At 38.6% G+C, this 26,064-nt stretch carries 21 protein-coding genes and 1 tRNA gene; 15 read left to right on the forward strand and 7 right to left on the reverse strand.

The features are described from left to right. Window positions 1-15: 15 nt before the first annotated feature. Window positions 16-2,178, forward strand: a complete 2,163-nt coding sequence (locus C4F49_RS10000; protein ID WP_196935712.1) for a DUF5722 domain-containing protein — start codon at window positions 16-18, stop codon at window positions 2,176-2,178. Between the two features lie 108 nt (window positions 2,179-2,286). Here the strand turns inward: C4F49_RS10000 and C4F49_RS10005 are convergent, their stop codons facing one another. Further along, the gene (locus C4F49_RS10005; protein WP_196935713.1) at window positions 2,287-2,922 is read right to left on the reverse strand and encodes a hypothetical protein; all 636 of its coding nucleotides are present in this window, start codon (window positions 2,920-2,922) and stop codon (window positions 2,287-2,289) included. Between the two features lie 403 nt (window positions 2,923-3,325). On the opposite strand from C4F49_RS10005, the gene C4F49_RS10010 reads away from it, so the two are divergent. After that, window positions 3,326-4,033: an NUDIX hydrolase gene (locus C4F49_RS10010; RefSeq protein WP_196935714.1), complete on the forward strand. Its 708-nt coding sequence runs from the start codon at window positions 3,326-3,328 to the stop codon at window positions 4,031-4,033. 83 nt (window positions 4,034-4,116) lie between these two features. On the opposite strand, the gene C4F49_RS10015 is transcribed toward C4F49_RS10010, so the two are convergent. After that, window positions 4,117-6,135 carry a glycoside hydrolase family 2 TIM barrel-domain containing protein gene (locus C4F49_RS10015; protein WP_196935715.1) on the reverse strand — a complete coding sequence of 673 codons (2,019 nt, stop codon included), beginning with the start codon at window positions 6,133-6,135 and terminating at the stop codon, window positions 4,117-4,119. A 690-nt stretch (window positions 6,136-6,825) separates the two neighbouring features. Here C4F49_RS10015 and C4F49_RS10020 point away from each other — a divergent pair. After that, entirely contained in the window at window positions 6,826-7,974 is a 1,149-nt protein-coding gene (locus C4F49_RS10020) for a 6-bladed beta-propeller (protein ID WP_196935716.1), read from the forward strand. Window positions 7,975-7,977: 3 nt separating this feature from the next. Beyond that, window positions 7,978-10,785, forward strand: coding sequence for a TonB-dependent receptor (locus C4F49_RS10025; protein ID WP_196935717.1), 2,808 nt, complete (start codon window positions 7,978-7,980; stop codon window positions 10,783-10,785). Window positions 10,786-10,880: 95 nt separating this feature from the next. Here the strand turns inward: C4F49_RS10025 and C4F49_RS10030 are convergent, their stop codons facing one another. Continuing rightward, the gene (locus C4F49_RS10030; protein WP_196935718.1) at window positions 10,881-11,465 is read right to left on the reverse strand and encodes a Crp/Fnr family transcriptional regulator; all 585 of its coding nucleotides are present in this window, start codon (window positions 11,463-11,465) and stop codon (window positions 10,881-10,883) included. A gap of 360 nt (window positions 11,466-11,825) precedes the next feature. On the opposite strand from C4F49_RS10030, the gene C4F49_RS10035 reads away from it, so the two are divergent. The 6 genes from C4F49_RS10035 (at window position 11,826) to C4F49_RS10060 (ending at window position 16,148) form a co-directional block, all read left to right on the forward strand. Next, the gene (locus tag C4F49_RS10035; RefSeq protein WP_196935719.1) at window positions 11,826-12,848 is read left to right on the forward strand and encodes an LLM class flavin-dependent oxidoreductase; all 1,023 of its coding nucleotides are present in this window, start codon (window positions 11,826-11,828) and stop codon (window positions 12,846-12,848) included. A 64-nt stretch (window positions 12,849-12,912) separates the two neighbouring features. Continuing rightward, window positions 12,913-13,194 (forward strand): GNAT family N-acetyltransferase, encoded by a 282-nt coding sequence (locus C4F49_RS10040; RefSeq protein WP_196935720.1) that lies wholly within the window; start codon window positions 12,913-12,915, stop codon window positions 13,192-13,194. A 5-nt stretch (window positions 13,195-13,199) separates the two neighbouring features. Then, complete coding sequence (locus C4F49_RS10045; RefSeq protein ID WP_196935721.1) at window positions 13,200-13,412, forward strand: (4Fe-4S)-binding protein; 213 nt, start codon at window positions 13,200-13,202, stop codon at window positions 13,410-13,412. A gap of 366 nt (window positions 13,413-13,778) precedes the next feature. Then, the gene (locus C4F49_RS10050; RefSeq protein WP_196935722.1) at window positions 13,779-14,825 is read left to right on the forward strand and encodes a hypothetical protein; all 1,047 of its coding nucleotides are present in this window, start codon (window positions 13,779-13,781) and stop codon (window positions 14,823-14,825) included. Next, window positions 14,779-15,396: a sensor histidine kinase gene (locus C4F49_RS10055; RefSeq protein ID WP_196935723.1), complete on the forward strand. Its 618-nt coding sequence runs from the start codon at window positions 14,779-14,781 to the stop codon at window positions 15,394-15,396. Before C4F49_RS10050 ends, C4F49_RS10055 begins: the two co-directional genes overlap by 47 nt. Continuing rightward, a complete protein-coding gene (locus tag C4F49_RS10060) occupies window positions 15,387-16,148 on the forward strand; it encodes a LytR/AlgR family response regulator transcription factor (protein ID WP_231388269.1) in 762 nt (253 codons plus the stop codon). The genes C4F49_RS10055 and C4F49_RS10060 overlap by 10 nt, the downstream gene beginning before the upstream one ends. Before the next feature lie 131 nt (window positions 16,149-16,279). Here C4F49_RS10060 and C4F49_RS10065 read toward each other — a convergent pair whose 3' ends face one another. The 4 genes from C4F49_RS10065 to purD form a co-directional block, all read right to left on the reverse strand. After that, entirely contained in the window at window positions 16,280-16,837 is a 558-nt protein-coding gene (locus C4F49_RS10065) for a hypothetical protein (protein ID WP_196935724.1), read from the reverse strand. Between the two features lie 44 nt (window positions 16,838-16,881). Continuing rightward, entirely contained in the window at window positions 16,882-17,433 is a 552-nt protein-coding gene (locus C4F49_RS10070) for a hypothetical protein (protein ID WP_196935725.1), read from the reverse strand. A gap of 322 nt (window positions 17,434-17,755) precedes the next feature. After that, window positions 17,756-17,827, reverse strand: a tRNA-Glu gene (locus C4F49_RS10075). A 67-nt stretch (window positions 17,828-17,894) separates the two neighbouring features. Further along, window positions 17,895-19,175, reverse strand: coding sequence for a phosphoribosylamine--glycine ligase (purD, locus tag C4F49_RS10080; protein WP_196937251.1), 1,281 nt, complete (start codon window positions 19,173-19,175; stop codon window positions 17,895-17,897). A gap of 105 nt (window positions 19,176-19,280) precedes the next feature. Between purD and C4F49_RS10085 the strand changes: the two genes are divergently transcribed. From C4F49_RS10085 to C4F49_RS10105, 5 genes are all read left to right on the forward strand, one after another. After that, window positions 19,281-21,938: a TonB-dependent receptor plug domain-containing protein gene (locus tag C4F49_RS10085; protein WP_196935726.1), complete on the forward strand. Its 2,658-nt coding sequence runs from the start codon at window positions 19,281-19,283 to the stop codon at window positions 21,936-21,938. Window positions 21,939-21,996: 58 nt separating this feature from the next. Beyond that, on the forward strand, window positions 21,997-22,764 hold the full coding sequence (locus C4F49_RS10090; RefSeq protein ID WP_196935727.1) for an enoyl-CoA hydratase/isomerase family protein: 768 nt from the start codon (window positions 21,997-21,999) through the stop codon (window positions 22,762-22,764). 4 nt (window positions 22,765-22,768) lie between these two features. After that, complete coding sequence (locus tag C4F49_RS10095) at window positions 22,769-23,647, forward strand: SDR family oxidoreductase (RefSeq protein ID WP_196935728.1); 879 nt, start codon at window positions 22,769-22,771, stop codon at window positions 23,645-23,647. After that, complete coding sequence (locus C4F49_RS10100; RefSeq protein ID WP_196935729.1) at window positions 23,644-24,258, forward strand: hypothetical protein; 615 nt, start codon at window positions 23,644-23,646, stop codon at window positions 24,256-24,258. Before C4F49_RS10095 ends, C4F49_RS10100 begins: the two co-directional genes overlap by 4 nt. Before the next feature lie 65 nt (window positions 24,259-24,323). After that, on the forward strand, window positions 24,324-26,063 hold the full coding sequence (locus tag C4F49_RS10105; protein ID WP_196935730.1) for a phospho-sugar mutase: 1,740 nt from the start codon (window positions 24,324-24,326) through the stop codon (window positions 26,061-26,063). Window position 26,064 lies beyond the last annotated feature (1 nt).

Below are 26,064 nucleotides of genomic sequence, written 5' to 3' on the forward strand. Positions count from 1 at the left end.
AAATGTAGTTCTCTTATGAAAAAGTCACTAATCCTTGTTTTAGGCGTGCTGATCTTTATATGCTCATGCAAATCAAATATCGCTCCTGAACCCCCGGTCATTCCTACCGATGATTTACTAAAATTGACTATCGATACGAAATCAGGAAACCATTTGGATGCAACAGAAACAAATGGAAAATATAGCATCAAAACCACAGGAGAAGATCCTTTCTTATACCTTAATGGATTAAAGCGAAAACTGAAACCGGAGGAATTAGTCTTAACTTTTGAATACACATCAACAGCAGAAATCGGCATGCAATTATTTTTTACTCCTCCGACTACAGAAGGCCGTTCAATTAGTAGCATTGTGCTTCCGGCATCGAGCAGCATGAAAACCTTTTCGATTGACATAGGAGCTAAATCACAAGAGCTAAAATGGGGGAATTCTGGCGATAAGCTCCGTTTAGATTTCGGGAATAAATCTGGTGTGACGATTGAGCTAAAAGGATTGTCCGTCCGTGAACGAAATGAGGAAGAGAAAAAGATTGCAAAAGAAAAAGAGGATTTTAAGTTGAATGATCAAGCGCTAAATGAAAAATTCCTAGCCTATTTAGGAAGAACATTCAGTAGTAAAATCACGCAAGTAAAAGTAGATCTTTCAACAATAAATCTAACCGGAAGCATCCCAAATTTTGCTGAAGGATATTCTTTGGTAGAAATATTACCGGGAGGACAACCTTTTGATGAAACAAGTTATGGAAATCCAATTCCTATCACAACAGCAACATTTAGCATTCAGGCAGATCGCTTTCAGGAAAAAGAAGGCTTGCGCTATGACCGCGGGCTTTCGAGATGGGCAATTGTACGTAGTAATGCGGACAAACTGGAACTTCAATCGCATGCGCGCTATGCCGATGAGATTCAGGCAAAATATCAACTTACAGCATCGAAACTAAAAAGCAAAAAAGGTTTAGGAGGCTATGACTTCAACCGAGAATTTCAATCTGATTTAGATGACTTGCAAATCAGCAGCGTCACCGTCAATGTTTCGATCAGCAGCTTTCTCAATCTATCGGATAGAGGGAATTCCTATGCTCACAATTACAACGGCAAAATGTATTACATGAGCAAATCATATATCGATAATTTGGATAAGACATTTAAAGCCGCCTTTGCAAGGGACATTGTTGTTTCGGCCATTATATTAGTACAGAGTGCCGCGCAAAGCGTAGATCCTTCTGCTGGCAATCTCTTGCAGCATCCCAATTTTGCTCCCGGAGCAAATGTTTTCTTTACCATGCCACGCATGGACAACCTAAGCAGTATACATGCATATGCGGCAGCCTTAGATTTTTTGGCTAGCCGCTATTGTCAGCCAGGAAGTCCAAATGGCAGAATCCATTCATTTATTATGCACAATGAGGTTGACCAGGGAATCGTGTGGACAAATATGGGTCCAGATAGGCCTCTTAATGTATTTCTAGACAACTATTATCAATCTATGCGTCTCGCTTATGCTATCTTAAGAAATTATGACAGCAATGCGGAGGTACTTGGATCTTTTACACATTCGTGGAATGAATCGGCCACCGGAGGAGACTATTTTGCTGGATATTATACGGCCAAAGAAATGATTGAAGGATTACTAGATTATTCAGCGGCTGAAGGGGATTTCCAATGGGGATTGGCATGCCATCCTTATCCAGAAGATTTAACCGAACCAAAAACATGGAACGACAAAAGAGCAACTTTTAGCAAATCCAGCCCCTTAGTTACATTTAAGAATCTAGAGGTATTGGATGATTGGATTAAACAAACTGATCATAAATATAATAAAACAACAAAACGGACATTGTGGTTATCAGAGAACGGAACAAACTCAAAAACTTATTCTGAACAGGATTTACGAGAACAGGCTGCGGGTTTTGCCTATGCTTGGAAAAAATTTAAACAACTGGATGGTATCGATGCTATCCAATGGCACAACTGGATAGACAATCGGCATGAATTCGGACTGCGCATCGGACTGCGCCGATTTCCAGATGACGAAACAGAACCTGGAGGTCCAAAGCCTGTTTGGCATCTTTACCAAGCAGCGGGAACGAATAACGAAGATTCGCTCTTCGATCCTTATAAATCGGTCATCGGGATTTCCGATTGGAAAGAGTTAGACAAAAAACCGTTAAGTCCTTAGTTTCAGTTTTATAAATCGAATCCTTCCCTCATATTCATGAAGTATGTCGGGAAGGTTTTTTGATGGTTTAATAGATCCGCAGATTAATCATTTGGAAGCGACGAAAAACTAATCGTGACAGACAGGAACTCGCATCATATCGACCCCTCCGCTATATAGGTTAAACACCGCTCGATTTTCCCAAACTATAGTGCTGCAACCATTCGCCACTTGTTCAGATTCGCTTGAGCGGAACAAATCCAAATGGGTCGAAATAATAGATCCTTCTGTAATATTGCCTTGCTGTTTCATGTATTTCAATTTAACATCCAGCATAACTCGATCATCAAATAGGTGACCAGTCCAAGATATTTCTTGATCATCCGTCTGAATAGTTCCAGACATACTTCCGTTCTCTTGAATGACAAAAGTACCTGTATCGAAAGTAGCAGACCAATTTCTGCCTGTTTGCTTTCCTGAAATTCCAAAACTAAACCCATCTCCGCCAGACAATTCACAAATCAATGCTACTGTAATATTGTCTCCAGAAACATTGCTTACGCTAAAACTCCCCTTTCCACTTACCGAAGGAAAAGCCTCATAACCATGTAAATAAAGGATAGATTTGGCGCTCCCTAGATAAGCTTCGCCAGACATAAATGAAGCGAAGTCGTCTTTGGAATTCATCTCTTCTGAACTGTTGCTTTTTCCGCAGGAAAAAAGCAAAACGTACATAAGTAAATAGCAGTACTTGAAATTCTTCATAAGCTTATGATTTTTGTCTTCTAAAATTACAGGGAGATTTAGGAAGTGACAATACCTATAAATCAGTATATTAGTGATATGCATTTATCCATGCGCATTGTGAGGAAATGTCCTGGAATACTAGAAAGATAGTTTCTCTTAAATGAAAAGCAGAGTTAAATAATGATTAATTCTTACTAAGAATTTATTGATGAAAAACATTGTATTGCTTAGAATAAAATGCTATTTTATTTAATAATTTTAATCTTGAAAAACAATAAATTTAAAATCCTCTATATCAGTTTATAATTATGAATTCCGTATTAGATTTTCAATTTCAAAATTGCAATAATTATTTGTATTTTGTGGTACGTCAACAATCGAAAATGGCTAAACTTTTGAATCAAAATAACGATAAAGCTGCATGAAATTTTACAAGAATGAACCACTAATACTTCTAGCAGTAGATTGTATTATTTTTGGATTTAATGGGGAATCTCTACAGATACTGCTGATAAAAAGAGGATTTGAACCTGAAATAAATCACTGGAGTTTAATGGGTGGATTTGTACAACCGGAGGAGAGTCCTGAGGAAGCTGCAACACGCATATTAAAAAAGCTGACCGGGTTAGAAAATCTCTATATGGAACAATCTTCCATCTTCGGAAAACCGGATCGCGAAAAATACCAAAGGGTCGTGAGCATTACCTATTTTGCATTGATCGACACCAATCAATACCAACATATCCTTTCGGATGAATATAAAGCCAAATGGTTTCCGATTGATAATTATCCGGAATTGATATTCGACCATGAGGAAATGATTGTCTCTGCAAAAAGACTGTTAAGAAGCAAGGCTGCGGTGTATCCTATTCTTTTCGAATTATTGCCAGAAAAATTCACATTGCCTCAAATATCGAGTTTGTATGAAGCGGTTTACACGATCGATATTGATAAAAGGAATTTTAACAGAAAACTTCTTTCTTCAAAATTATTAATCAAGCTGAATGAGAAGGACAAAGAAAACTCAAAAAAGGGGGCATTTTATTATACCTTGAACCGAGATGTTTACAAAGAGCGAATTATGTCTTTCCTAAGGTATTTACCTAGCTGGTCAATTCAGGAACAATAGAGTTTAAATATGTTTCTTTATGTAGGAAAACCTAAATAAAGAAACATATTGATGAATTCATAAACGAAAAGTCTCTGAAAAATCTAAAGAAAATTTAATTCCAGTTCAGTTGATTGCAGCCAAGGTGCTGAAAATTTCACCGATGCTTTTTCTCCAGCCTTCCCATTCGCTTGGATATACACAATCATTTTCCCGTGAAAAACGCGTTGCTTGTTATCGGTATAATCCGCCATATCTGAATTATCTCCCGCTTCCATTCCTAAGAGCCGTGCATTTCCAATCAGTTGACAGGTCACTTCATCCGATGCAAGCGCAACAGGCACACCATCTTCATCAACGACCTGCAGCTCAATTTGCGCAACGCCAGCATCCGCTTTCACGTCTATATTTTTGCTCAATAGCTGAATTGCATACGGTTTTTTGCTTGAATGAATGCTGTATCTTGAAACCTCTTGATCTTGATTATTTAGGCCAATAACTTCCAGTTTTCCAGCTTTGTACGGAATATCCCAGTAGATTATGCCATCTTTTTGGCTATAGGGTTGTACTGACCCAACAATTTCTCCATTTAACTCCAATCGAGCTTTGTTCGCATTTGTATAACATGCGACACGGATCAGCTGACCCTCATCATAATTCCATAAAGACAAGGCATCGATCCAAGGAGAGCCATCTTTACCTGCATAGGATCTGTTTTTTAAACCCGTCCACTTATCCTGATCTGCATTTTCTTCCTTCAATGGATAAGTTCCCAAATAAGCCATTGGTTTTTCTGACCATAAAGATTGACGGAAATATCCACGCGCCTTAATGAATCCTGCAAAATCTAACAATCCAGAATAGAACCCGCGAGTTGGCCATCTTCTTGATTCGCCAAGGTAGTCGATTCCCGTCCAGAGAAATTGTCCAAAGATATGTTCATTATCTGTTACCGCTTTCCATGCTTCGAAATCATGGCGGTTTTCACTGCCATAAATTACACGGTTTGGATATTTTACATGATCTTCTACATACTTGCTTTCTGTATAATTGTATCCTGCAATATCTAAAGCAGAAGGGTATTCGGTTTCATTTGACATGGCAACGCCAGCCAGACCGGCGGTAACAGGACGGCTTTGGTCGTATTTTTTCACAACCGCTGCCAATCGTTTAGCAATATCACCTAATCGCATTGCGTCCGGCGCATCTTTTTTATAGCCGCCGTACATCGCTTGTGTAAATCCGCCTTCGTTTTTCCCATCGAGTACCGGATGTGAATATGGATCATTTGGATAATCCACCTCATTGCCAATGCTCCACGCAAAAATAGAAAGATGATTGCGATCACGCTTGACCATGTCAGCAAGATCTTGTTCGCCCCATTCCCCGAAAAAATCATTCGATCCTTCAAAACCAGGCTCCCCTTCATTCCATCCTTCTAACCATTTCCGTTTAGGAAATTCCCATTCGTCAAACGCTTCATCCATCACCAAAAGTCCCAGTTCATCGCAAAGATCATACAGGCTCGTCGCCTGAGGATTGTGACTAGTACGAATCGCGTTGACGCCAAGTTCTTTCAATGTCAGCAAGCGGCGGCGCCAAACTTCTGGATATACTTCGGATCCTAAAACACCAGCATCGTGATGCAAACAAACGCCTTTCATTTTCATCCATTCACCGTTCAGCGCAAATCCTTGATTCGGATCAAATGTGAACTTTCTAAAACCTGTTTTGATCGTAGATTGATCAATCTGATTTCCGTCTTTAATGACTGTTGTTTTAAGCGTGTATAGGTTTGGGTTCGTTAAGCTCCATAAGGCTGGATTCTTGACGTCAATTTCCAATTGAACTTCTTTCTTTCCAGCTTCAACGGTCGTTTTATTTGTTTTCTTAGCCACCGTTTTACCATCTGGATCAATCAGTTCATTTACAATTGATACAGCGGAAGTTGCCTTTGATTCATTGTTTAAACCAACTTGAACATGCAGCTTTCCTGTGTTTTTATTAATTTCCGGATATGCATAAACTCCCCATTGATCCAAATGAATTTCATTCGCTCGAACCAACCAAACATCACGATAAATTCCAGAACCTGTGTACAGATCGAACAGAATCTGTCCCAAAATCTACACCAATCACATAATTTTCATTCATTATATATGGTTATTATACTTGTTTATACTTGATTAGCTTAAGAAAGCTTGAGCGAATTTGTAGAATTCACAATGCAATATATTCAAAAAATATTAATTAGTGTCATTTTAACATTTATTTTTTAAAATTAATTTTCAGCTACCCAAAAATTCCTTTTTGGAAATAGCGATCAACAACTATTTAACGAGAGCATTTTTGTGTGAGCTTGCGATTATAGAAATGAAAGTTAAAGACAGCGCATTCGGCTAGGCAACCGTGTCATCTAGCGTAAGAAATTAACTTGTTAAGTTGTTCTCTATATTTTTCGTAGTCAATGCTTCAAAAAATGCTAATCTGCGTTGAGTAACAAAGGAGCTTTTTCGAACATTTTGCTGATCAAGGTATTTTCAAATTCTCCCTTTCGATGCATTGACTTTTCAGAATATGTATTTTTAGCTTTTAAACAGGGAAATAAGCTAAATATCTAATCGTGAGCTGTACGTTAGTTTCCTGTAAAATTTCCAAGCTTTGAAGTTTAAACCGAAATGCAGACAGTTTTCATTAAGATCATGAAAAATTTAACAACGTAAAACACATTATCGTTTGGATAAAATATATTATATTTATAGTTTAAAATTATTTATCCTAACCATCTTTTTCAACCGTTTTCAATTAATCGAATGAAAAAATTTTTTTTTATACTAGCATTGTTATCCACGAGCTTGTTTTGTTACGCGCAACGGCTCATCCACGACCCCGCTATTCCTGTAGTAAAATCGCGCATTATCATTGAACAGATGCGTGGAGGAACGGTCTCTGAAAACTTGAGCGATTTGGAATATATTACGCTCAAAGGCAGCAAAAACGATGTGATTGACCACTTATCCAATTCTGTATTTACGAAAAATCGGTTCGCAATTATCAATAATCAAGATGGTCACTTATTTATCTATGATGAAAACGGTGTCCTTCTAAATCGCGTTTCAAAACTTGAAGGCTATAAACCTAAGGACAAACGACTTTTTTATGCTGTGGATTTGATTGAAAATAAGTTGGTCGTTTATGCAGAACGGATGAAGGCCTCCTATGATTTAGACGGAAATCTGATTGAGAAGTTTCTAGATTTCGAACATAAGTACAGCATCCCGTCTATCGATTTAGGGCAAACTCGTTTCCTATTCGGAGTCGCTCAGGTGAAAAGAGATTCTTTCCCCGAATTTGGATTAAAAATGAACGATAGCATCCTTGTGCGATACGATACGCGAGACACCATTAGGAGTCAGTATTATCAAGGAAAATCATTAGTTAAAATCTCCGAGGAAAAGGCATTTGCTGTTTTTCCATCGACGTATAAAATGTTTGAATTAAATCCTAACGGAATCAGCAAAATACATCAATTCATTTTTCCATTCAAGAATACAATTGACACCTCAAATTTTGCTATGTACAAAGATTCAAGTACGCTTTTTGATTATCTAAATAAAAATCAGGACAAAGTGTACGGTGTTGGACGACCTATGCTGTACAAGAACTATATGATTTTGCATATTGGAAGTTTTGGGTTAGCATCTTGGATTGCCTACAACCTAGAAACTGGTGAAATCTTAAGCTTAAAAAAAATCCTTCCAGATAAATCTAATGATTTTTTGGAATTTTTGGATAGCAATACTCTTTCCACGGACGGAGAATACCTTTACAGTGTTATCTTCCCTAATGCAATCCAGCGCGCCAAAGATAAATCCAGAGAGGAAGCGCATACGATGCGAAAGGAATTTCTAAACATGGAAAAATCCTTGAATCCAATCCTTGTCCGCTTCAAGCTTAACTAGTCCATGAAAATTCAATTATTTTTACTGACCAGCATCTTACTCGTTTTTTCTCAAGTTGCGCTTGCACAAACCAAAATCACTGGAACATTAATCGATTCCGTTTACAACCGTGTTTTAGAATCGACAACCGTCTCTGTCTATGAGCAGGGAAAAAAGTCAGTCGATAAAGTAACCATGACCGATCGTTATGGAAAATTTGAAATCCTAGAGTCTTTCGCCGGAAAGCCATTGATATTGGAGCTTTCGCACCAAGGATATGAAGTCATTCGTTTCGATTTTCAGCTGAGTGCGAATGAAAAAAAAGATTTTGGGAAAATCAATATGAAACAGATACTCAATGAAATTGACGTAGTTGACCTCATTCCTCCTGTTCGGATGAACGGGGATACCATTGAATTTAACGCGGATGCTTTTCAATTGGATTCCAATGCCGTCATTGAAGATTTGCTGAATAAGTTACCTGGAATGGTCGTCTGGGGTGATGGCGCTGTGACCTACAATGGGCGTACCATACCAAATGTTTTGGTCAATGGAAAACAATTCTTCGGATCGGATATGGCCATTGCTTTGCAAAATATCGATAAAAAAGCAGTCGACAAACTTCAGATTTATGACAAAAGAAATCACGAAGAAAAGGAGAAGGATCCTGAAGGAAAAAAGCTGGAAATGAATGTAGTGCTGAAAGAAGGCAAGCAAAATATGCTCTTCGGGAACATCGGCGCAGGATATGGCACAGAAGATCGGCACCAAACATCCCTGAATGTAAATAAAGCAACAAAAAAAGCCCAGATAACTGCCGCATATTCTGGAAGTAATATCAATAAAGACCTCGCTAATATTGACCAGCTACTTAAAAACACGACTTTCAAGGGTATTGGAATCAATGCAGATTTTACCCCCGATTTTTTGAGGCAAGGAATTTTAGAGCAACAGATCATCGGTGGTCGCTATCAATACGATTTTAACGGTGAAGGAAAACCAAACCTACAGCATACGGCAACGGGTAATGTTACTGCTCGATGGAATAAAAATCGAAATAAAGATGAATCGAATACCATTCTACTTAACCCCGAAAGTACCGACCATAACTTTAGGTCTTATTCCTCCGAAAATGAACAAGAATGGCGAGTACAAACTGCAAACTTTACACTTAATAAGTTTAATTACAATTATCAGCAAGACAAAAGAACCATAAATTACCATGGGAATGTGTGGATGGATAATTCTAAAAATGACGATTCTAACAGCAGCCTAACCACCTATGATTATTTGAACAATCAATCTTACAACAAGCTTGATAATTCGGACATCACCTACAGAAAAAACCTTTCTTACAATGGAAGTATTGATGTGCAAGCAAAACCAAATTATAGTATCGATGGAAAAAGCCAGCTGAGTTTCGTAGAGAATCTGAGTGTCAATCTACAGTTAAATGGCAATTTTAATGATGCTCAATTTGAGTCGTTTAAAATGGGAGATTATGTCAATCTTCTGGACGAGACACTCAATAAACTATCGAACAGAAACTATGATCAAGATGAGTCTTCACGAAATTTTAATTCTGACCTACTCGTTAAGCACCGCTTATTTGGATTGCGAAACAGAATTAGTTTTAACAACTTGCAGACCTACAATTTGGTCAGCGATCTGATAGAAAATGATTTTCAGAAGAACAATGACCTATCCCACGACTCTAAATTCAATCAGCTGGAATACGAACCGAGTCTTGAATTTTATAAAACTTTAAAAAGCAAATATTTAAATGGGCGATATTATTATAGCTTCAATTTAAACGCAGCGTTAGGCACGAGGATTTTTCGGTACACGAACGTTTCTAGCCTTGATTATCGCAATCTGGAACAAAAATTCAATAGTTTTTTACCCTCGCTAAATTTCAGCTATAACTACAGTAAGATCGGTAAGTATTATACATATCATAACATTGGTTATAAATACAATGAAGAATATGCCAACTTGAATCAGTTACGTCCGATATACGACGATATTTATCCAGCATACCGCTATTTTGGCGCTGTAAATCCATTAAAAGCAACTGGAGTACATCTTATCAATTATCGATGGAGCTATAACCAGCAGCGGCAGTATGCTTCGTCTATCTATGCGACCGCAGAATACCGTCTCTATACAAATGGCTTGACCGATAGCTTAGTCTATAATGAGAATCAACAGCAGAATTTTACGGTACAAATTCCTGACGGAATGCATCTTCTTACTTTCAATCTTAATTATTCAAAACCATTCCCGATTAAAAAAAACCATAGCTTGACTCTGAACGTGACAGCAAATGGGAACTGGGGAAATAAATTTCAATTTGTGGACGGAAATAGACAGGAAATGATCAACAGCCGGATCGGCGGAAATATAAATGCTTATTACACCATCCTCAATAAATTCCAGCTTGGCTGGAAGAATGACTTAAATTACTACACCAGAAAAGACAAGCTATCTACAGACAATAAAAACGATTACTCGTCCACCGCATGGAATTCAGGTTTGGCGGCCGCCTATCAATTGACGAAACGCTGGACTTTAAACTCCAGTGTCGACAATCGTTCTAATTTCTCCAAATTCCAAGACAACAATGCCCTGATCTGGAATGCCAATATGACCTATAGATTGTTAAAAGGCAATAACCTGGAAATCAAACTAGAAGCGCTGGATTTACTGCGTCAAAATAAAGGCTTTTATTTCTACGATGGCGTGACCGAATTCACGACCGGCAACCGAAATATTCTAACGCAATATTACATGCTTACCCTGAGTTATATGCCAAGGAAATTTGGGAAGTAAAACGGATATGCTTAGTTAGTAGATTTACTTTTTAAAAAAACAGCAACATTATCATCTTACAACTTCATTTGAAAGGTGTTGTGTTAGAAGCTATCTCACTCCTTCTCCAAAAGCTGGCGCTTAATGCGGCTCAGTGTATCTTTCGTGATTCCAAGAAAGGAGGCGATAACATGCTGTGGAAAACGGCCTAGAAAATTGGGGTAAGTGACTACAAAGTCAGCATAGCGTTTTTCAGCTCCTGCACTGATCGACGAAGTCAGTCGTTTTAAATTGGCAATACTATTTCGTTCGTCCATTATCCTAACGATTTCAGCAAAAGCAGGACAGCGTTTAATCAGTTCCAAAACATCTGCTCTGGTAATTAACAGCAGCTCTGTATCTTCCCAGGCATCGATATTATAGACGGATGGAGATGAGGTTGTATAACTTTCGCGGTCGCCAACCCACCAGTTCTCAATAAACAACTGCACAATAAATTCCGTACCTTTTTCATCTACGGTATATTGACGCATGGCGCCGCTAAGAATGAATCCGTAATATTTGCACACATCGCCCTCCTGTAAAAAATATTGCTTTTTGCGAAGGCGTTTATGGGTAAAATAACTTTTTACGGTCTCAAAATCGCTTTCAGAAATTCCGTTGGGCAAATAACCGTTTAGGTAGTCGAATAGTCGTTTCATTAATTCCTCCAATCAAAATTACGCTTTTTTTCGCTGTGAAGAAAACCGAAGGATTACGCACTTTAAAGAATATAAACGCTGAAAAAAGCCGGAAGAATTCGAAGTGCAACGCTTACTTGAAGGATATATCAGTTCCACACGACTAATTGCATAAGGCTATGATCGACTGCTAAATGAAATGTCGAGTAAAATAAGTAGACATTTGTATACTATATTTTTCGTCAAATATCATCTTTAATTGCTGGCGCAAATGATGAACTTTGTTAAACGATCTTTAAGCCACCCCATCAAAATCGACCGATAGGGCGCCATATTTTTTCACCTGATTATTTTATCAGAATAGACAATCAACACTAAAAAATGGAAGTAGGAATAGACAGTTTTGCATCGGCAATGTATGGAAGCGACAACCTGAATGGGGTTGATGCTATGGAACAGTTTCTGAACCGGATTATCCTAGCAGACGAGGCTGGACTTGATTTTTTCGGAGTTGGCGAGCATCATAAAAGAGAATTTTTGGATTCAGCTCCTGATGTGATCTTAGCCGCAGCCGCAGCGAGGACCAAAAAAATCAAACTCGGCAGCGCAGTCAAAGTGCTTAGCACGGACGATCCCGTCCGGGTTTACCAAAGCTTCGCTACCTTAGACCTGATCTCCAAAGGACGCGCCGAACTCACCGTTGGCCGCGGTTCGTCGACAGAAGCGTTTCCGCTTTTTGGCTATAGCCTGAGGGATTACGATGCTCTTTTCTCAGAAAAATTAGCTTTGCTTCTTCAGATACGCGATAACGAATTTACCACTTGGTCGGGCAAGTTTAGGCCGGCTATGAACAATCAGCCTGTTTACCCAAGGGCTTTGCAGGAAAAAATGCCTATTTGGCTTGGGGTTGGGGGCACGCCTGAATCTTTTGTGCGCGCGGGTACTTTGGGACTGCCCTTGATGGTCGCTGTTATCGGCGGTGAAACGGAGCGCTTTCGTCCTTTGGTTGATTTGTACCGTGAGGCTGGACATCGCGCAGGCTTTTCGCCCGATCAGCTAAAAGTCGGGTTGCATTCGCCAGGCTACGTTGCTCAAAATGCTGAACAAGCGATAGCAGATTATTATCCAGGCTACGCAAAACTGTGGACTAAGCTAGGCCAAGACCGCGGATGGGCACCGGTTACAAGACCGAAATTCGACGCATTAGTTGCGCCTAAAGGCGTCTTGATTGTAGGAGGCCCAGAAGAAGTTGCTGAAAAATTATTGAACCACAGTGAAGCTTTAGGAGGCATCGATCGGTTCGCATTCCAGATGGACAACGCAGGGCTCTCGCACGAACAATTGCTGCAAGCAACTGAACTGATCGGCGCAAAAGTCATCCCATTGCTAAAGAAATCAATCTAAACCGCTAGCTGCGTCTATTTAGTTATATATTTGTTAGACTTAACTATCTAAAACAAATTCAAACATGGAAATAACAGTTAAACAAAGTGACGGAAAAGGATTTGCAATGGCACGAGAAGATGGCAAACGCGCGGGAATAATGACCTATTCTGTCGCTGGTGATGAATTGATCATTATCGATCATACCGAAGTTGAACCTGAATTCAACGGCAAAGGCGTTGGCAAAGAACTGCTGTATAAAATTGTGGAGATGGCTCGGGAGAAAAACATAAAAATAATTCCTTTGTGCCCTTATGCCGCTGCAATGTTTAAGAAAACTGAAGACATCAGAGACGTATTAAAATAATAAGTATGGAAGTTACAAAAGAATATAAAAAAGGTGATTTCACGGTAATTTGGAAACCAAAACTGTGCACCCATGCAGGCGTCTGCGTAAAGACCCTGCCACAGGTTTATCAGCCCAAATCTTCCCCTTGGGTGAATTGTGATAATGCCTCGATAGAAGAATTGAAAAATCAGATCAACAACTGTCCGTCTGGAGCTTTGTCGTATAAAGAACAGTAAATAGTGTTAGTTATGGGTTCGGGATTTCTATGAAATGGAGATTATAGAACGATTTATCGGCACCCTAATAAACACTCGTTTTCAAAGTAAGATGAGTGTTTTTTTTATCCATTTAAACAATAATATCGTCCTCTACAACTTTGGTGACGAACAATAGAATATAAAGAGCAAATATGCAATGCCACTTTCTATAAACATTATTGTTCGGCTAACACGGAAATGTTTTACCCAAAAACCGCACTCTCTTTTCATATTCAAATACTGCTCAAAACAATACATTTACTATTTTAAAGACTTCCTTTACTGTTTGCTGCTTTTAGTTTTGCTATTATTGTGACAAGTTTGATGAAAATTAAACTCGATGACATGAAAAAGATCAGCTTCATATTTCTTAGCCTAATCATTTCGCTATCTACGGCATACGCGCAAAAAGGCATCAATTTTTCGCATACATACGCTGCTGGAAATAAGCTTCTAATGTGTGTTGATAGCGCAGCAAAAAACATCTATTATGATTTCAAATTTCCAAATCAACCAAATACTTCGTTTAACTATTTACCAGAAATCAACAATGTCAGCATCCAAATTTATTTCAAAACAACGGAGCGTATACAGGACTATCGCTACACGATTTTAGTCGACAACAAGCCAATAGTCGTAAACGAATCGATCGGCATAGCGCAAATGAAAGATTTAGACAGAGGGGACGACGAGCTCTTACGCTTTACAACACTTGGCATCTTTCCTATTAAAGGCAAAACGATTACCACATTGATTTATAGCACAGAAAACCCTATTGATATTTATAAATCTGTTTTTTATGGCTTACCTATTCCAAAAGCTAAAATCGAAGTCTTAGCAAAGCGTTTTGCAACTGAAAAAGGCGTTGACTACAACTATATAAGAAAGCCAAAAGAAAGGATAGATCTTACTTTCACCGAAAAAGACGACGAACTGACCATTGTAAAGGAAACATTGGATATCGATTATGTCTACTACATCTCTATAAAAAACAAAAAGACGGATAAAATAATCTTTGAATCCAATTCATGGCTATATGGCGGTTACCTTAATGAAGCAGGTAAACTTTCACCTTACATAAAGATCGATAGAAGTATCTTTAAAAAATCAGGTAATTATGAAATTATTATTCAGCCATTAATTGATTGGGATAACTGTCAAGACTGCAATATTTCATCTAACGAAATAGAAAATTATGTAAGCAGATATACGCTTTCTATAACGCTAGACGAAGAGATCTATACCAAAAAAGAACTTTTATTTTATACGCTCATCGCGCTATTTTCTATTGGACTATTCTTTCTTCTTATTCTTTTTTTCATCAAAAAAAAGAAACAAGAAAAAATTGGTAGAAAAAGAGCTACAAAAAAACATCGTAAAGCTTCAACTTAACTCCATTCGTTCCCAATTAAATCCTCATTTTCTGTTTAATGCACTCTCAGGCATTCAAAATTTGATGAATAAAAACGAAATAGACAATGCCAACAAATATCTTTCTAAGTTTGCCCGGTTAACACGCAATGTATTGGATGATAAAGAACGAATTAGCTTGTCACAAGAAAAAACTTTGCTAGACGATTATCTGCAAATGGAGCAGTTGCGATTCGGCTTTAAGTACCAAATAAACTACTCAGAAAACTTAGATTTGGATAATACAGAGATACCAAGTATGTTATTGCAGCCTTTTGTAGAAAATGCGGTGAAGCATGGCATATCGCAGAAAAATACCGACGGAGAAATTATGATCAAATTTATTAATCAAGCAAATGATTTGGTCTTAACGGTCTCCGATAATGGAAATGGATTTGATACACAAAAAAGAAATGAAGGTTTGGGGCTCCAATTAAGCAGAAGTAGAATAGAGCTATTAAATAGTATTTATAAAGAAAATCGCTTTACCTTAGTAATGCAGTCAACCATTAGAGGGACTGAAATAAGCTTAACATTAACCGATTGGCTATAGGTATCATGAGAGCAGTTTTAATAGATGACGAAATTTCTAATTTAGAAAATCTGCGCACTTTGCTAGAAAAGCATTGTCCACAGGTTACTATAGTAGCAACAGCACAAAATGTAAGGAATGCGGTTGACGCAATCGAAAGCCATTTGCCTGATTTGGTATTTCTGGATATTCAAATGGGTGAGCTAACGGGTTTTGACGTACTAAAACTACTTCCAAAGCGTAATTTCGAAGTTATTTTTATTACTGCTTATGATCAATATGGGATACAAGCTGTAAAATTTGCTGCCTTAGATTATCTTTTAAAACCGATTGACATTGAAGAATTGATGACCGCGGTAAACAAAGCTGAACATAAATTAGCAACACAAATCCAAACCTCTCAGCTCGATTTTTTACTTCAACAACTAAAAAAGCCAGAAACAACGATTAGCAAAATTGCTTTGCAGATGCAAAGTGAAATAAGATATGTTTCTATAGCGGAAATTATCCGCTGCGAAGCCGACAATACCTATACTCACTTTTTCTTGTCTGGCGGTGAAAAAATATTGGTCTCCAAATCACTTAAAGAATATGCTGATTTATTGCGCCCCAGTGGATTTTTAAGAACTCACCAGAGCCATTTAGTAAATCCAAAATATGTAAAAAGCTGGTTAAAAGAAGACGGTGGTATCCTGTTGTTAATGTCGGGAGAAAAAATACCAATTTCTAAACCCAATAAAGATACTGTTAGAAAACTTTTGCAACAGATCTAAAGAATACATCATTGCTAACTAGCTCTTTTATTTAACATTCAAAAAAGCCGGATTAGCTATCAATTATTTTTAATAACCGTTTGAAAATCTTCTGTGTCCGAACGATTAAGAACTATTTCCTATTGCTACAATTAATTGTGAATGCTGTAAGTCATGATTTCCGTACCATTAGACTTTCTCACAATTTCTTTCGTGTTTCTAAGTATTAAGGTATGCGTGCCAAGCTTGCTATAGGAAACAAATTCTCCGTCTGGAGTTTGTTCGCAGATAACAAACATATGCCAGCCCGTGTCGGAAGGCAGTGAGATAATCACTTTTTTCTCAGCTTTCAATTCATTTTCTATCGTTTGAAACAGGCTGTCAATCGGAAATGTCGCGTCCCGAGGCAAAACAAATTGTTGAGAAAAAGTGATGCCATATAAATCTTTCTTATCAAAGTCGCGGAAAGAACCATCCATTTTATTTTGCCATTCATTCTGTAAGTCGTAAAAATCAAAATCTACCACTTTATAATACTTCAGCACCATCTCGACAACGGATGGAATGCAAGACATTTCAAAAATTTGATTGTGGTTATTTACGACGGTATTAAAAAAATTCCCGTTATCAGCTTTTTGTGCTTGAGCCTTCGAATGAAAAATAACAGATGTGGATATTAACAGGATTAAACTTAGGAGAATTTTATTCATGTTTTAACTTACTATTGTTCTTAACCAAACCCAACAACTCTATGTTAATCAATGCTGTAGGTCATTATTTCCGTCCCGTTAGACTTTCTAATGATTTCTTTTGTATTTCTATGTATTAATGTATGGCTTTGGAATTTGCTGTATGAAACAAACTCGCCATCTGGAGTTTGTTTGTAGACGACATAAATAGGCCAGCTTGAGTCCAGTTGCAGTGCAATAATCACTTTTTTGCCAGACTTCAATTCATTTTCTATCGTTTGAAACAAGCTATCTATCGGAAAGGTTGCGTCTCGAGGCAAAACAAACTGTTGGGAAAAAGTAATGCCGTATAATTCTTTCTTGTCAAAGTCGCGGAAAGAACCATCTGTTTTGTTCTGCCATTCATTTTGTAAGCCATAGAAGTTAAAATCAACCACTTTACAATATTTCAGAATCATTTCTATGGCTGAAGGAATACCTGAAGATTGAAAGATTTGATTATGGTTGTTTACGGCAGTGTCAAAAAAATCATAGCTGTCGATTTTCCTTGTTTGAGCTTTTGAATGGAAAACAGATATAGATACAATCATGACTAAACTAAAGAGAATCTTTTTCATACATAAGTTACTATCTTTTTACACGAGAAAACTGTTTTAAACATATTCAACTTAATAAAAATACAGAAATCCACAATGAGCTGATGTCGTAGAAGCTACATGCCTTCTACGAGTCGTAAATTGTCGATGGCTTTTATACTATTTCTTATCAGTTGTAGGTCGGTGCTTTTTATTTACAGTTATTTCAAACTGCAAGATAAGAAGGTGGATTCAACTATCAAATATAAATTCGGCAAGATTTTTTGAAGCACGCTTACTTTGAAATTTAGATTTTGGAAAAGACCGAAAACAAAAAAATCCTGCAAAATTTGCAGGATTTTTGTAGCCCGTAGGGGAATCGAACCCCTGTTTCTAGAATGAAAATCTAACGTCCTAACCCCTAGACGAACGGGCCTTTTTCCCTTTCGGTGTGCAAATATAAGAGGATTTATAGTACTTCCAAAATATTTTTCACCTATTTTTTAATCTTTGATTAAATCAAAGCCGATATCGCGTCGAAAATACTGTCTTTCAAAGAAAATCCGCCCTGCATCCGCTGTGGCTTGCTGTAAAGCATCAAATAAATTATCTTGCAAGGTCGTGATTGCCAACACGCGTCCGCCAGCCGTAACAACCTCTCCATTGACTAGTTTTGTTCCAGCATGAAAGACGATCGACTCTTTTACGTTTTCAATATTCGCAATTGCTTTTCCAGTTTCATAATCGCCGGGATAACCTCCAGAAACCATCATCACGGTAACGGCTGTTTTCGGTGAAACTGAAAAATCGCGGCTCGCCAAATTCCCTTGAGCAACGCCTTCCAGCAAATCCACAAAATCGGATTCAATTCGTGGAATAACCGATTCTGTCTCCGGGTCGCCCATGCGCACATTGTATTCGATAACCTGCGGTTCGCCATCGACATTCATTAAGCCGATAAAAATAAATCCTTTGTAAGGAATTCCATCTTTTTTCAAACCGTCAACCGTAGGTTTAATAATGCGTTCTTCCACTTTGCCCAGAAAAACTTCATCCGCAAAATGTACAGGCGAAATGGAGCCCATTCCCCCCGTGTTTAAGCCTGTATCGCCTTCTCCGATACGTTTATAATCTTTTGCCGAAGGCAATACTTTATAAGATTCACCATCTGTCAATACAAAAACAGACAATTCGATTCCATTTAGAAATTCTTCAATAACGACTTTAGCGCTTGCTGCACCAAATTTCGCGTCGCTAATCATTGCTTTCAATTCAGCTTTAGCATCTTCTAAGGTTTCACAAATCAATACTCCTTTTCCCGCAGCCAAACCATCTGCTTTTAATACAATCGGTAATTTTTGCGTGTCTAGATATGCTAGACCTTCTTCCAAATTGCTGCTATCAAAAGTTCGGTAAGCGGCGGTCGGAATCTGATGCCTTTCCATAAATTCCTTCGAAAAATCTTTGGAGCCTTCAAGCTGCGCGCCTTGCTTTTGTGGCCCAACGATAGCGATGTGGCGCAAATCTTCACGCGCTAAAAAATAATCATGAATTCCTTTTACTAGCGGTTCCTCTGGTCCAACCAAAATAATTTGAATTTCGTTCTTTAGTGCAAAATCTGCAATCCCCTCAAAATCGGTCACTTTTAAATCGACGTTTTGACCGTAAGAAGCTGTCCCAGCATTACCTGGCGCAATAAATAACTGATTTAATTTAGGACTTTGTGAAAGCTTATAAGCAAAGGCCGATTCTCTACCCCCGGAACCAATAATTAGAATATTCATCATTCCGCAAATATATTGATGTATTCCCTTAATTAATAAAATTTTAAAGATAATATTCAACTCTATATCTTTTTTATTAACTTTCCTAAGTCAAAAACCTTATTTATGCAAAGATTCCTAATTTTATTCCTCTTTTTTGTAGTGCCCGGTTTCAGCTTTTCTCAAAGTTCCGTCGATGAAACCATGAAAATACTAGATGAAAAATCCACCGCTAATACTCAAGAAAAAATTTATCTGCATACCGACAAAGCCTCTTACACGACTGGAGAGACAATCTGGTTCAAATTATATTCGACTATTGGCGCCGAAAACTTCTTGTCGAATTTCAGTAAAATAGCTTATGTTCAGCTGATTGATCCTTATAAAAACATTGTCAAAGAAGTGAAGATTCCCGTTCTTTCGGGGATCAGCATGGGCGATGTATTGCTAACAGACACGCTTACTGAAGGTTCATACCATCTTCGTGCGTATACCAATTGGATGAGAAATTTCGATGAAGCCTATTTTTTCGACCGTGTAATCAATATTAGCAATGGCCGCTCCGATAATACCGTTATGAGCTCGACATTGAATCAGGAAAATAACCAATCTTTTTATACAATCAGCTTAAAAACACTCGCTGGAAATCCATTAAGTAAAACGTCGGTTCAATATATATTTAATGACAAAGGAAAAACGATTGACAAGGGCAAAGAAACGACAGATGAGAATGGGGTCTTGCGAATAAAGCTTTCCGAGAAAACCAAAAACATACCTATTCAGCTTTCGTATGAGAATCAAACTAAAAACACGGTAAAAAAGACCATTGTTCCGAAAAATTTTGAATCAAAAAACAGTGTGCAGGTTTTTCCTGAAGGCGGTTCGCTATTGCCAGATTTCTTAAATAAAGTCGCATTCAAAAGTTTAAGGCCTGATGGGTTAGCTGCTCCGGCATCTATCTATTTATTCAACAGGAATCAGGATACGGTCGGCCATGTCAAAACCAATGAATTGGGGATGGGCTCCATTTCCTTTATTGTTGAAAAAGGCCAGAGCTATAGCGCGAAAGCAATTTTTGATGACCAATCGACAACATCAATTGATTTGCCAGCGAGCGCAACTTCAGGATATTCGATTATGGTGAACAATTTTAATGACCAAAAAATCTACGCACAGGTAAATCTTTCTGAAGATTTGATTCAGAATAAACCTATCTATTTTATTGTTCAAAGCTTAGGAAAGGTCTTTTACATTTCTAAGCAGAATTCTTCAAAAAGTGAACTGGTCTTTTCGGCTTCGAAGGCAGAGTTCCCTTCCGGAATATTGACCATCAGCATTTTGAACGAACAGTTCAAGCCGCTTATCGAACGAGCGGTATTTAATTTTAATCGAAATGGAGACCTTCCAGTGGCGCTGTCCGTAGACAACCAGACTGCTAAACCCAAGTCAAAAGTCACCACAACTATTCATGCGGAAAACACCTCCGACTCGGTTTTTTATACCTTTCTTTCGGCTTCAGTCGTCAACATGAAAAAGATTTCAGATGACCTGAATGCCCAGCCTAATATCTACTCAGATTTGTTGCTCAATGCAGATTTAAAAGGGCACATTGAATCTCCAGGACATTATTTCGAAAATATCGAACAAATCAAACTACAGGAATTGGATGATTTAGTGCTGACTCAAGGCTGGCGAAAGATCAATTTCAACGAGCTTGCCACAGCAGATAGCGCCAAAGCTTTTGTCCGCGAAGAGGGTTTATCTATTATGGGGTACGCAAGAAAACTTGGACGCAAAGCACCTGTTCCAAAAGCGAATGTTAAATTAATTTCGACGGTCAATGTAATGGATTATATCGATACGCTGGCTAATGATGAGGGTTATTTCGTTTTTGATAACTTATTATTTCCAGACAGCGTTAAATTTATTTTGACTGCCGAAGACGAAAAAGGCAAGAAAAACATTGACATCTTCGCAGAGAAAGAAACCTATCCATCAACATTAAAGAACAAGAATTCTCTTTTAGAGAAAAACGATGTTAATGAAGCTTACTTGGCTGACATCAATGCATCCAAAGAATTCTTCGCTGTTTTAGAGAACAAAGGCTTGCTTCCTAAATCTATTGAAATTGAGGAAGTTCTTGTGCGACGCGAAAGACCTAAAGCTTCCCCAAATTCAGCAAATTTAAATGGCCCAGGACGAGCCGACCAGGTTATTACCGCAGAAGATTTAGAAACTTGCGCTACGTTAGAAATGTGTTTGGCGGGACGGTTGACAGGGGTCGTTTTCCAAGGAGGAATACCATTCAGCACGCGTGGAATGACGCAAATGCAGGTTGTTTTGGACGGGATGTATATCGAAGGAGACCAGCTAAGCATGGTTAACATCAATGACATTCAAAGCGTGGAAGTACTTCGAAGCCCTGGATATACTGCAATTTACGGTTCGTATGGCGGTGGCGGTTTGCTTGTATTAACTTCCAAAACGGGTGCTGATGCCATTCGGAATTATACGCCAAAAGGAATTTTGACAATTACGCCACAAGGGATCACCCCTGCTAAAGAATTTTACAAGCCTGTTTATGAAGTCGGTTCGGACAAAACCTATGCGACGGATTTAAGAACAACCATTCATTGGGAACCGAATATCGTTATGGACAAATCCGGAAAAGTAGAATTTGATTTCTACACATCTGATGAAGCAGGAACGTATAGAGTGACATTGGAAGGGATAGATTTAAATGGCAAAATAGGCCGAAAAATTGTAGAATTCGAAGTGAAATAATTCTTCGGATTTTTCAAGGGAATTAGGAAGAGCTATTAAAAATCTGTAAATTGAAATCATGAATTTTATTAAAGTCAATACCGAAGATCATATTACGCACCTGATTTTGGATCGTGGCAAATCCAATGCTTTGCATTTGGAAATGGTCGAAGAAATTTACGAAGCTGTTCGTCAGGCTCAAGAAGATCCGGCTGTAGAGGGCTTAATTCTTACCGGAAAAGAAAATTTTTTTACTTCTGGGCTAGACCTCATCACGCTCTATCACTATGATGAAGAGCAGATGAGCACGTTTTGGAAAAAATTTATGTCATTAATCCATCTGCTGACGGCATTTCCAAAACCATTTGTTAGCGCTATTACCGGACATAGTCCTGCTGGTGGCTGTGTTATGGCGATTGCCTCCGATTACCGAATCATGGCCGAAGGCGAATACATTATCGGATTAAATGAAGTACCCGTCGGAATTATCGTTCCGGAAAGTATTTTCGAACTATACCGATTCTGGATTGGTAGCAAACATGCGTATCAATTTTTATTGACCGGAAAACTGCTGAAACCGAATGAAGCGCTAAAAGTTGGTTTAATCGACGAAGTTGTGCCCGCGAACCAAATTCAAACAACGGCCATTCGGCAGATAAAATTGCTCTCCCAATTTGAGAAAAATGCTTGGCGAGCTAGCAAACTAAATTTTAGAAAATCTGTTCTAGATAAAATGGAGCTGAATAACGAAGCGATCGTGGAACAGGTTTTGACCCAATGGTGGTCTCCAAAAACGCGCGTCGTTCTAAAGACGATAATTGATAATTTAACGGCTAAAAAAGGATAATACAATGAAAGCAATTCAAGGTGCGCTACGCGAAAATGCATTCCAGGGAAAAACAATTGTTGTGACCGGAGGTGGAACAGGACTTGGAAAAGCCATGTCCACTTATTTTTCGGAATTGGGAGCCAATGTGGTTATTTCAAGCAGGAAGCTTGATGTTCTAGAGGAAACCGCAAAAGAGATCACTGCGAAGACCGGAAACCCCGTATTGCCTGTCGCTTGCGATATTCGAAACATCGACGAAGTTGAAAATTTGTTAGCCGAGAGTGAAGCAAAATTCGGTCAAGTCAATGTGCTGGTCAATAACGCCGCCGGAAATTTTATTTCTCCAACAGAGCGCCTTTCGGCAAATGCATTCTCAACCGTGATCGACATTGTTTTAAAAGGGACCGCCAACTGTACATTGACCTTTGGAAAAAATTGGATTGCAAAAAAACAGGAAGCCAATGTGCTGAATATCATCACCACCTATGCATTTACCGGCTCAGGATACGTCGTTCCTTCGGCTGTTGCCAAAGGCGGTGTGTTGACCATGACGCGCTCATTAGCTGCCGAATGGGGAAAATATAACATTCGGCATAATGCCATTGCTCCGGGCCCATTCCCCACGAAGGGTGCTTGGGACAGGTTATTGCCTGGTGATTTAGCAGCAAAATTTGACTTTATAAATCGCGTGCCCCTGAAAAGAGTCGGCGACCATCAGGAATTAGCAAATCTAGCGGCATTTTTAGTGTCAGATTTTGCAGGGTTTATCAATGGAGAAGTGGTTACGATTGATGGCGGTGAATGGCTTCAAGGTGCTGGTCAGATGAATGGCATGGAATTCATTCCAAATGATATGTGGGATATGATCGAACAAAGTATTCGCGGAAACAACAAGAAATGAGGATAACGAGCTTTGTGTTTTTAGTTGTTCTGTTTTTCTCCGCTTGCCAGAATAAGAAAAAGGCAGAAGAGAAAACTCAAGAATCAATTGCTTTGTCCGAAACGGACAAGCAAGACTTGATGAATGTTATCACGCGTTTCGCTCGGGCATATTTAAGTCAGGATAATGGCAAAGCCAATGCGTTGATCCATCCCGATCTGGGTTTGGTAGTAATTTATCGCCCAGGAGCAATGGATACCTTTACAAAAGTGGATTCGCTGGATTTCAAAAATCCCATTCCCGCACATTACGCATACGAAACATTTAGTAACCAATACGCGTTAACTTTTGGTAGCTTGCCCAAGCTAGACTGCGGCAACCTAAGCTGGGACAAACAAGGCTTTTTTTGTGACACCACGGAAAATGCGACAACACTATCGACTTTATCTAGTTTTTATAAAGAAATTAACGAGCCGTTTCCACTTGAAGAAGGGCAAATCACAGAACTGGAAAAAGATAGTTATCGCGTGATTTTGGTCGACCAATCTGACTTGATTTTTCATGTCAAACGATACGAAAACAATTGGTACGTGACTGTTCTGGATCGCGCCTACTCAGGATGCGATGCCTAATTAACAATTTGCATCCATTAAGACAAAAAAGAATTTTATATTTACTTTTCGATTTATAGACTAACATGAGCAATATAGATATCGCTACACAATCACGTGTGCAACAATGGTTGTCCTCACAATATGACGAACAAACCCGAGGCTTGGTTCAAAAATTGGTAGACCAAACGGACCAGACAGAATTAATTGATAGTTTTTACAAAGAACTAGAATTTGGTACTGGGGGTCTTCGCGGGATTATGGGCGTAGGCTCCAATCGCATCAATAAATACACGCTAGGAAAAGCGACCCAAGGATTGGCAAATTACCTGAAAAAACAATATCCCGGACAGGCGATTAAAGTTTCGGTGTCTTACGACAGCCGCAACAACTCTCAAGAATTTGGACATTTAGTGGCGGATATTTTTTCTGCGAATGATATTCATGTATATCTATTTAAAGAGCTTCGTCCCACTCCGATGCTGTCCTTTGCGATACGTCATTTTGGATGCCAATCGGGCGTGATGCTAACAGCTTCACACAATCCAAAAGAGTACAATGGCTACAAAGCTTATGGAAATGACGGCGGACAATTGGTTGCTCCGCATGACGAAAATGTTATTACGGAAGTCAACGCGATTCAGCAAGTCGACGAAATCTCCTTTACCAGAAAACCCGAAAACATCACCCTTGTTGAAGAAGATTTCGACCAGATTTATATTGAACAAAATAAACAATTAAGCATCCATCCAGAAATCGTTGCGCAGCAAAAAGATTTAAAAATTGTGTTCTCACCGATCCATGGAACAGGAATTACCCTAGTCCCTAAAACATTGGAAGCTTGGGGATTTACGAATGTGCATGTTGTCGAAGAGCAAGCGAATCCTGACGGAAATTTCCCGACAGTGATTTACCCGAATCCGGAAGAAGAGGAAGCGATGTCCAAAGCGAAGAAAAAAGGCCAGGATCTGGATGCTGATTTAGTTTTAGCAACAGACCCAGATGCAGATCGCGTTGGCGTAGCCATAAAAAACCATCAAGGCGAATTCCAGTTATTAAACGGAAATCAAATTGGTAGTTTATTGACCTATTATGTGCTCGCTACGAAAAAAGAAAAAGGAGATTTGAAATCAGATGACTTTACCGTTAAGACCATTGTGACAACAAATCTTATCTCTGATATTTCAAGCGCATTCCAGGTTTCCAATTATGAAACGTTAACGGGTTTCAAATTTATCGGTGAGATTATGACCCGCTTAGAAGGCAAAGAAAACTACTTGGTTGGCGGAGAAGAGAGCTATGGTTTTTTAGTGGGTGATTTAGTCCGCGATAAGGATGCGGTAAATTCATGTGCATTTATTGCAGAAATGACTGCTTATTTTAAATCGAAAGGCAAATCTGTCTATGATGTTTTGATGGATATCTATACTGAATACGGTTTTTACAAAGAGAAACTAATTTCATTAACCAAAAAAGGCAAAGCCGGAGCTGAAGAAATTCAACAAATGATGGCTGATTTGCGCGCGAATCCACCACAAACATTGGGAAGCATTGCTGTTAAAGAAATCCGCGATTACGAAAACCGAGTCACTTTGGATATTGCGAGCGGTCAGCAGACAGCGATTGAACTACCGAAATCTGATGTATTGCAATTTATTACGGTGGATGGCGATGTGATATCTGCTCGCCCTTCTGGAACCGAACCAAAAATAAAATTCTATTGTTCAGTGAAAGAATCTTTAAACGATGTACAAGCTTATCAAGAAATTGCAGATAAGCTAGACCAAAAAGTGAAGAACGTCATGGCTGACATCGTAAAAGATTAAT

The organism is Sphingobacterium hungaricum, from assembly GCF_015210005.1.
GTDB classification, from domain to species: Bacteria; Bacteroidota; Bacteroidia; order Sphingobacteriales; family Sphingobacteriaceae; genus Sphingobacterium; species Sphingobacterium hungaricum.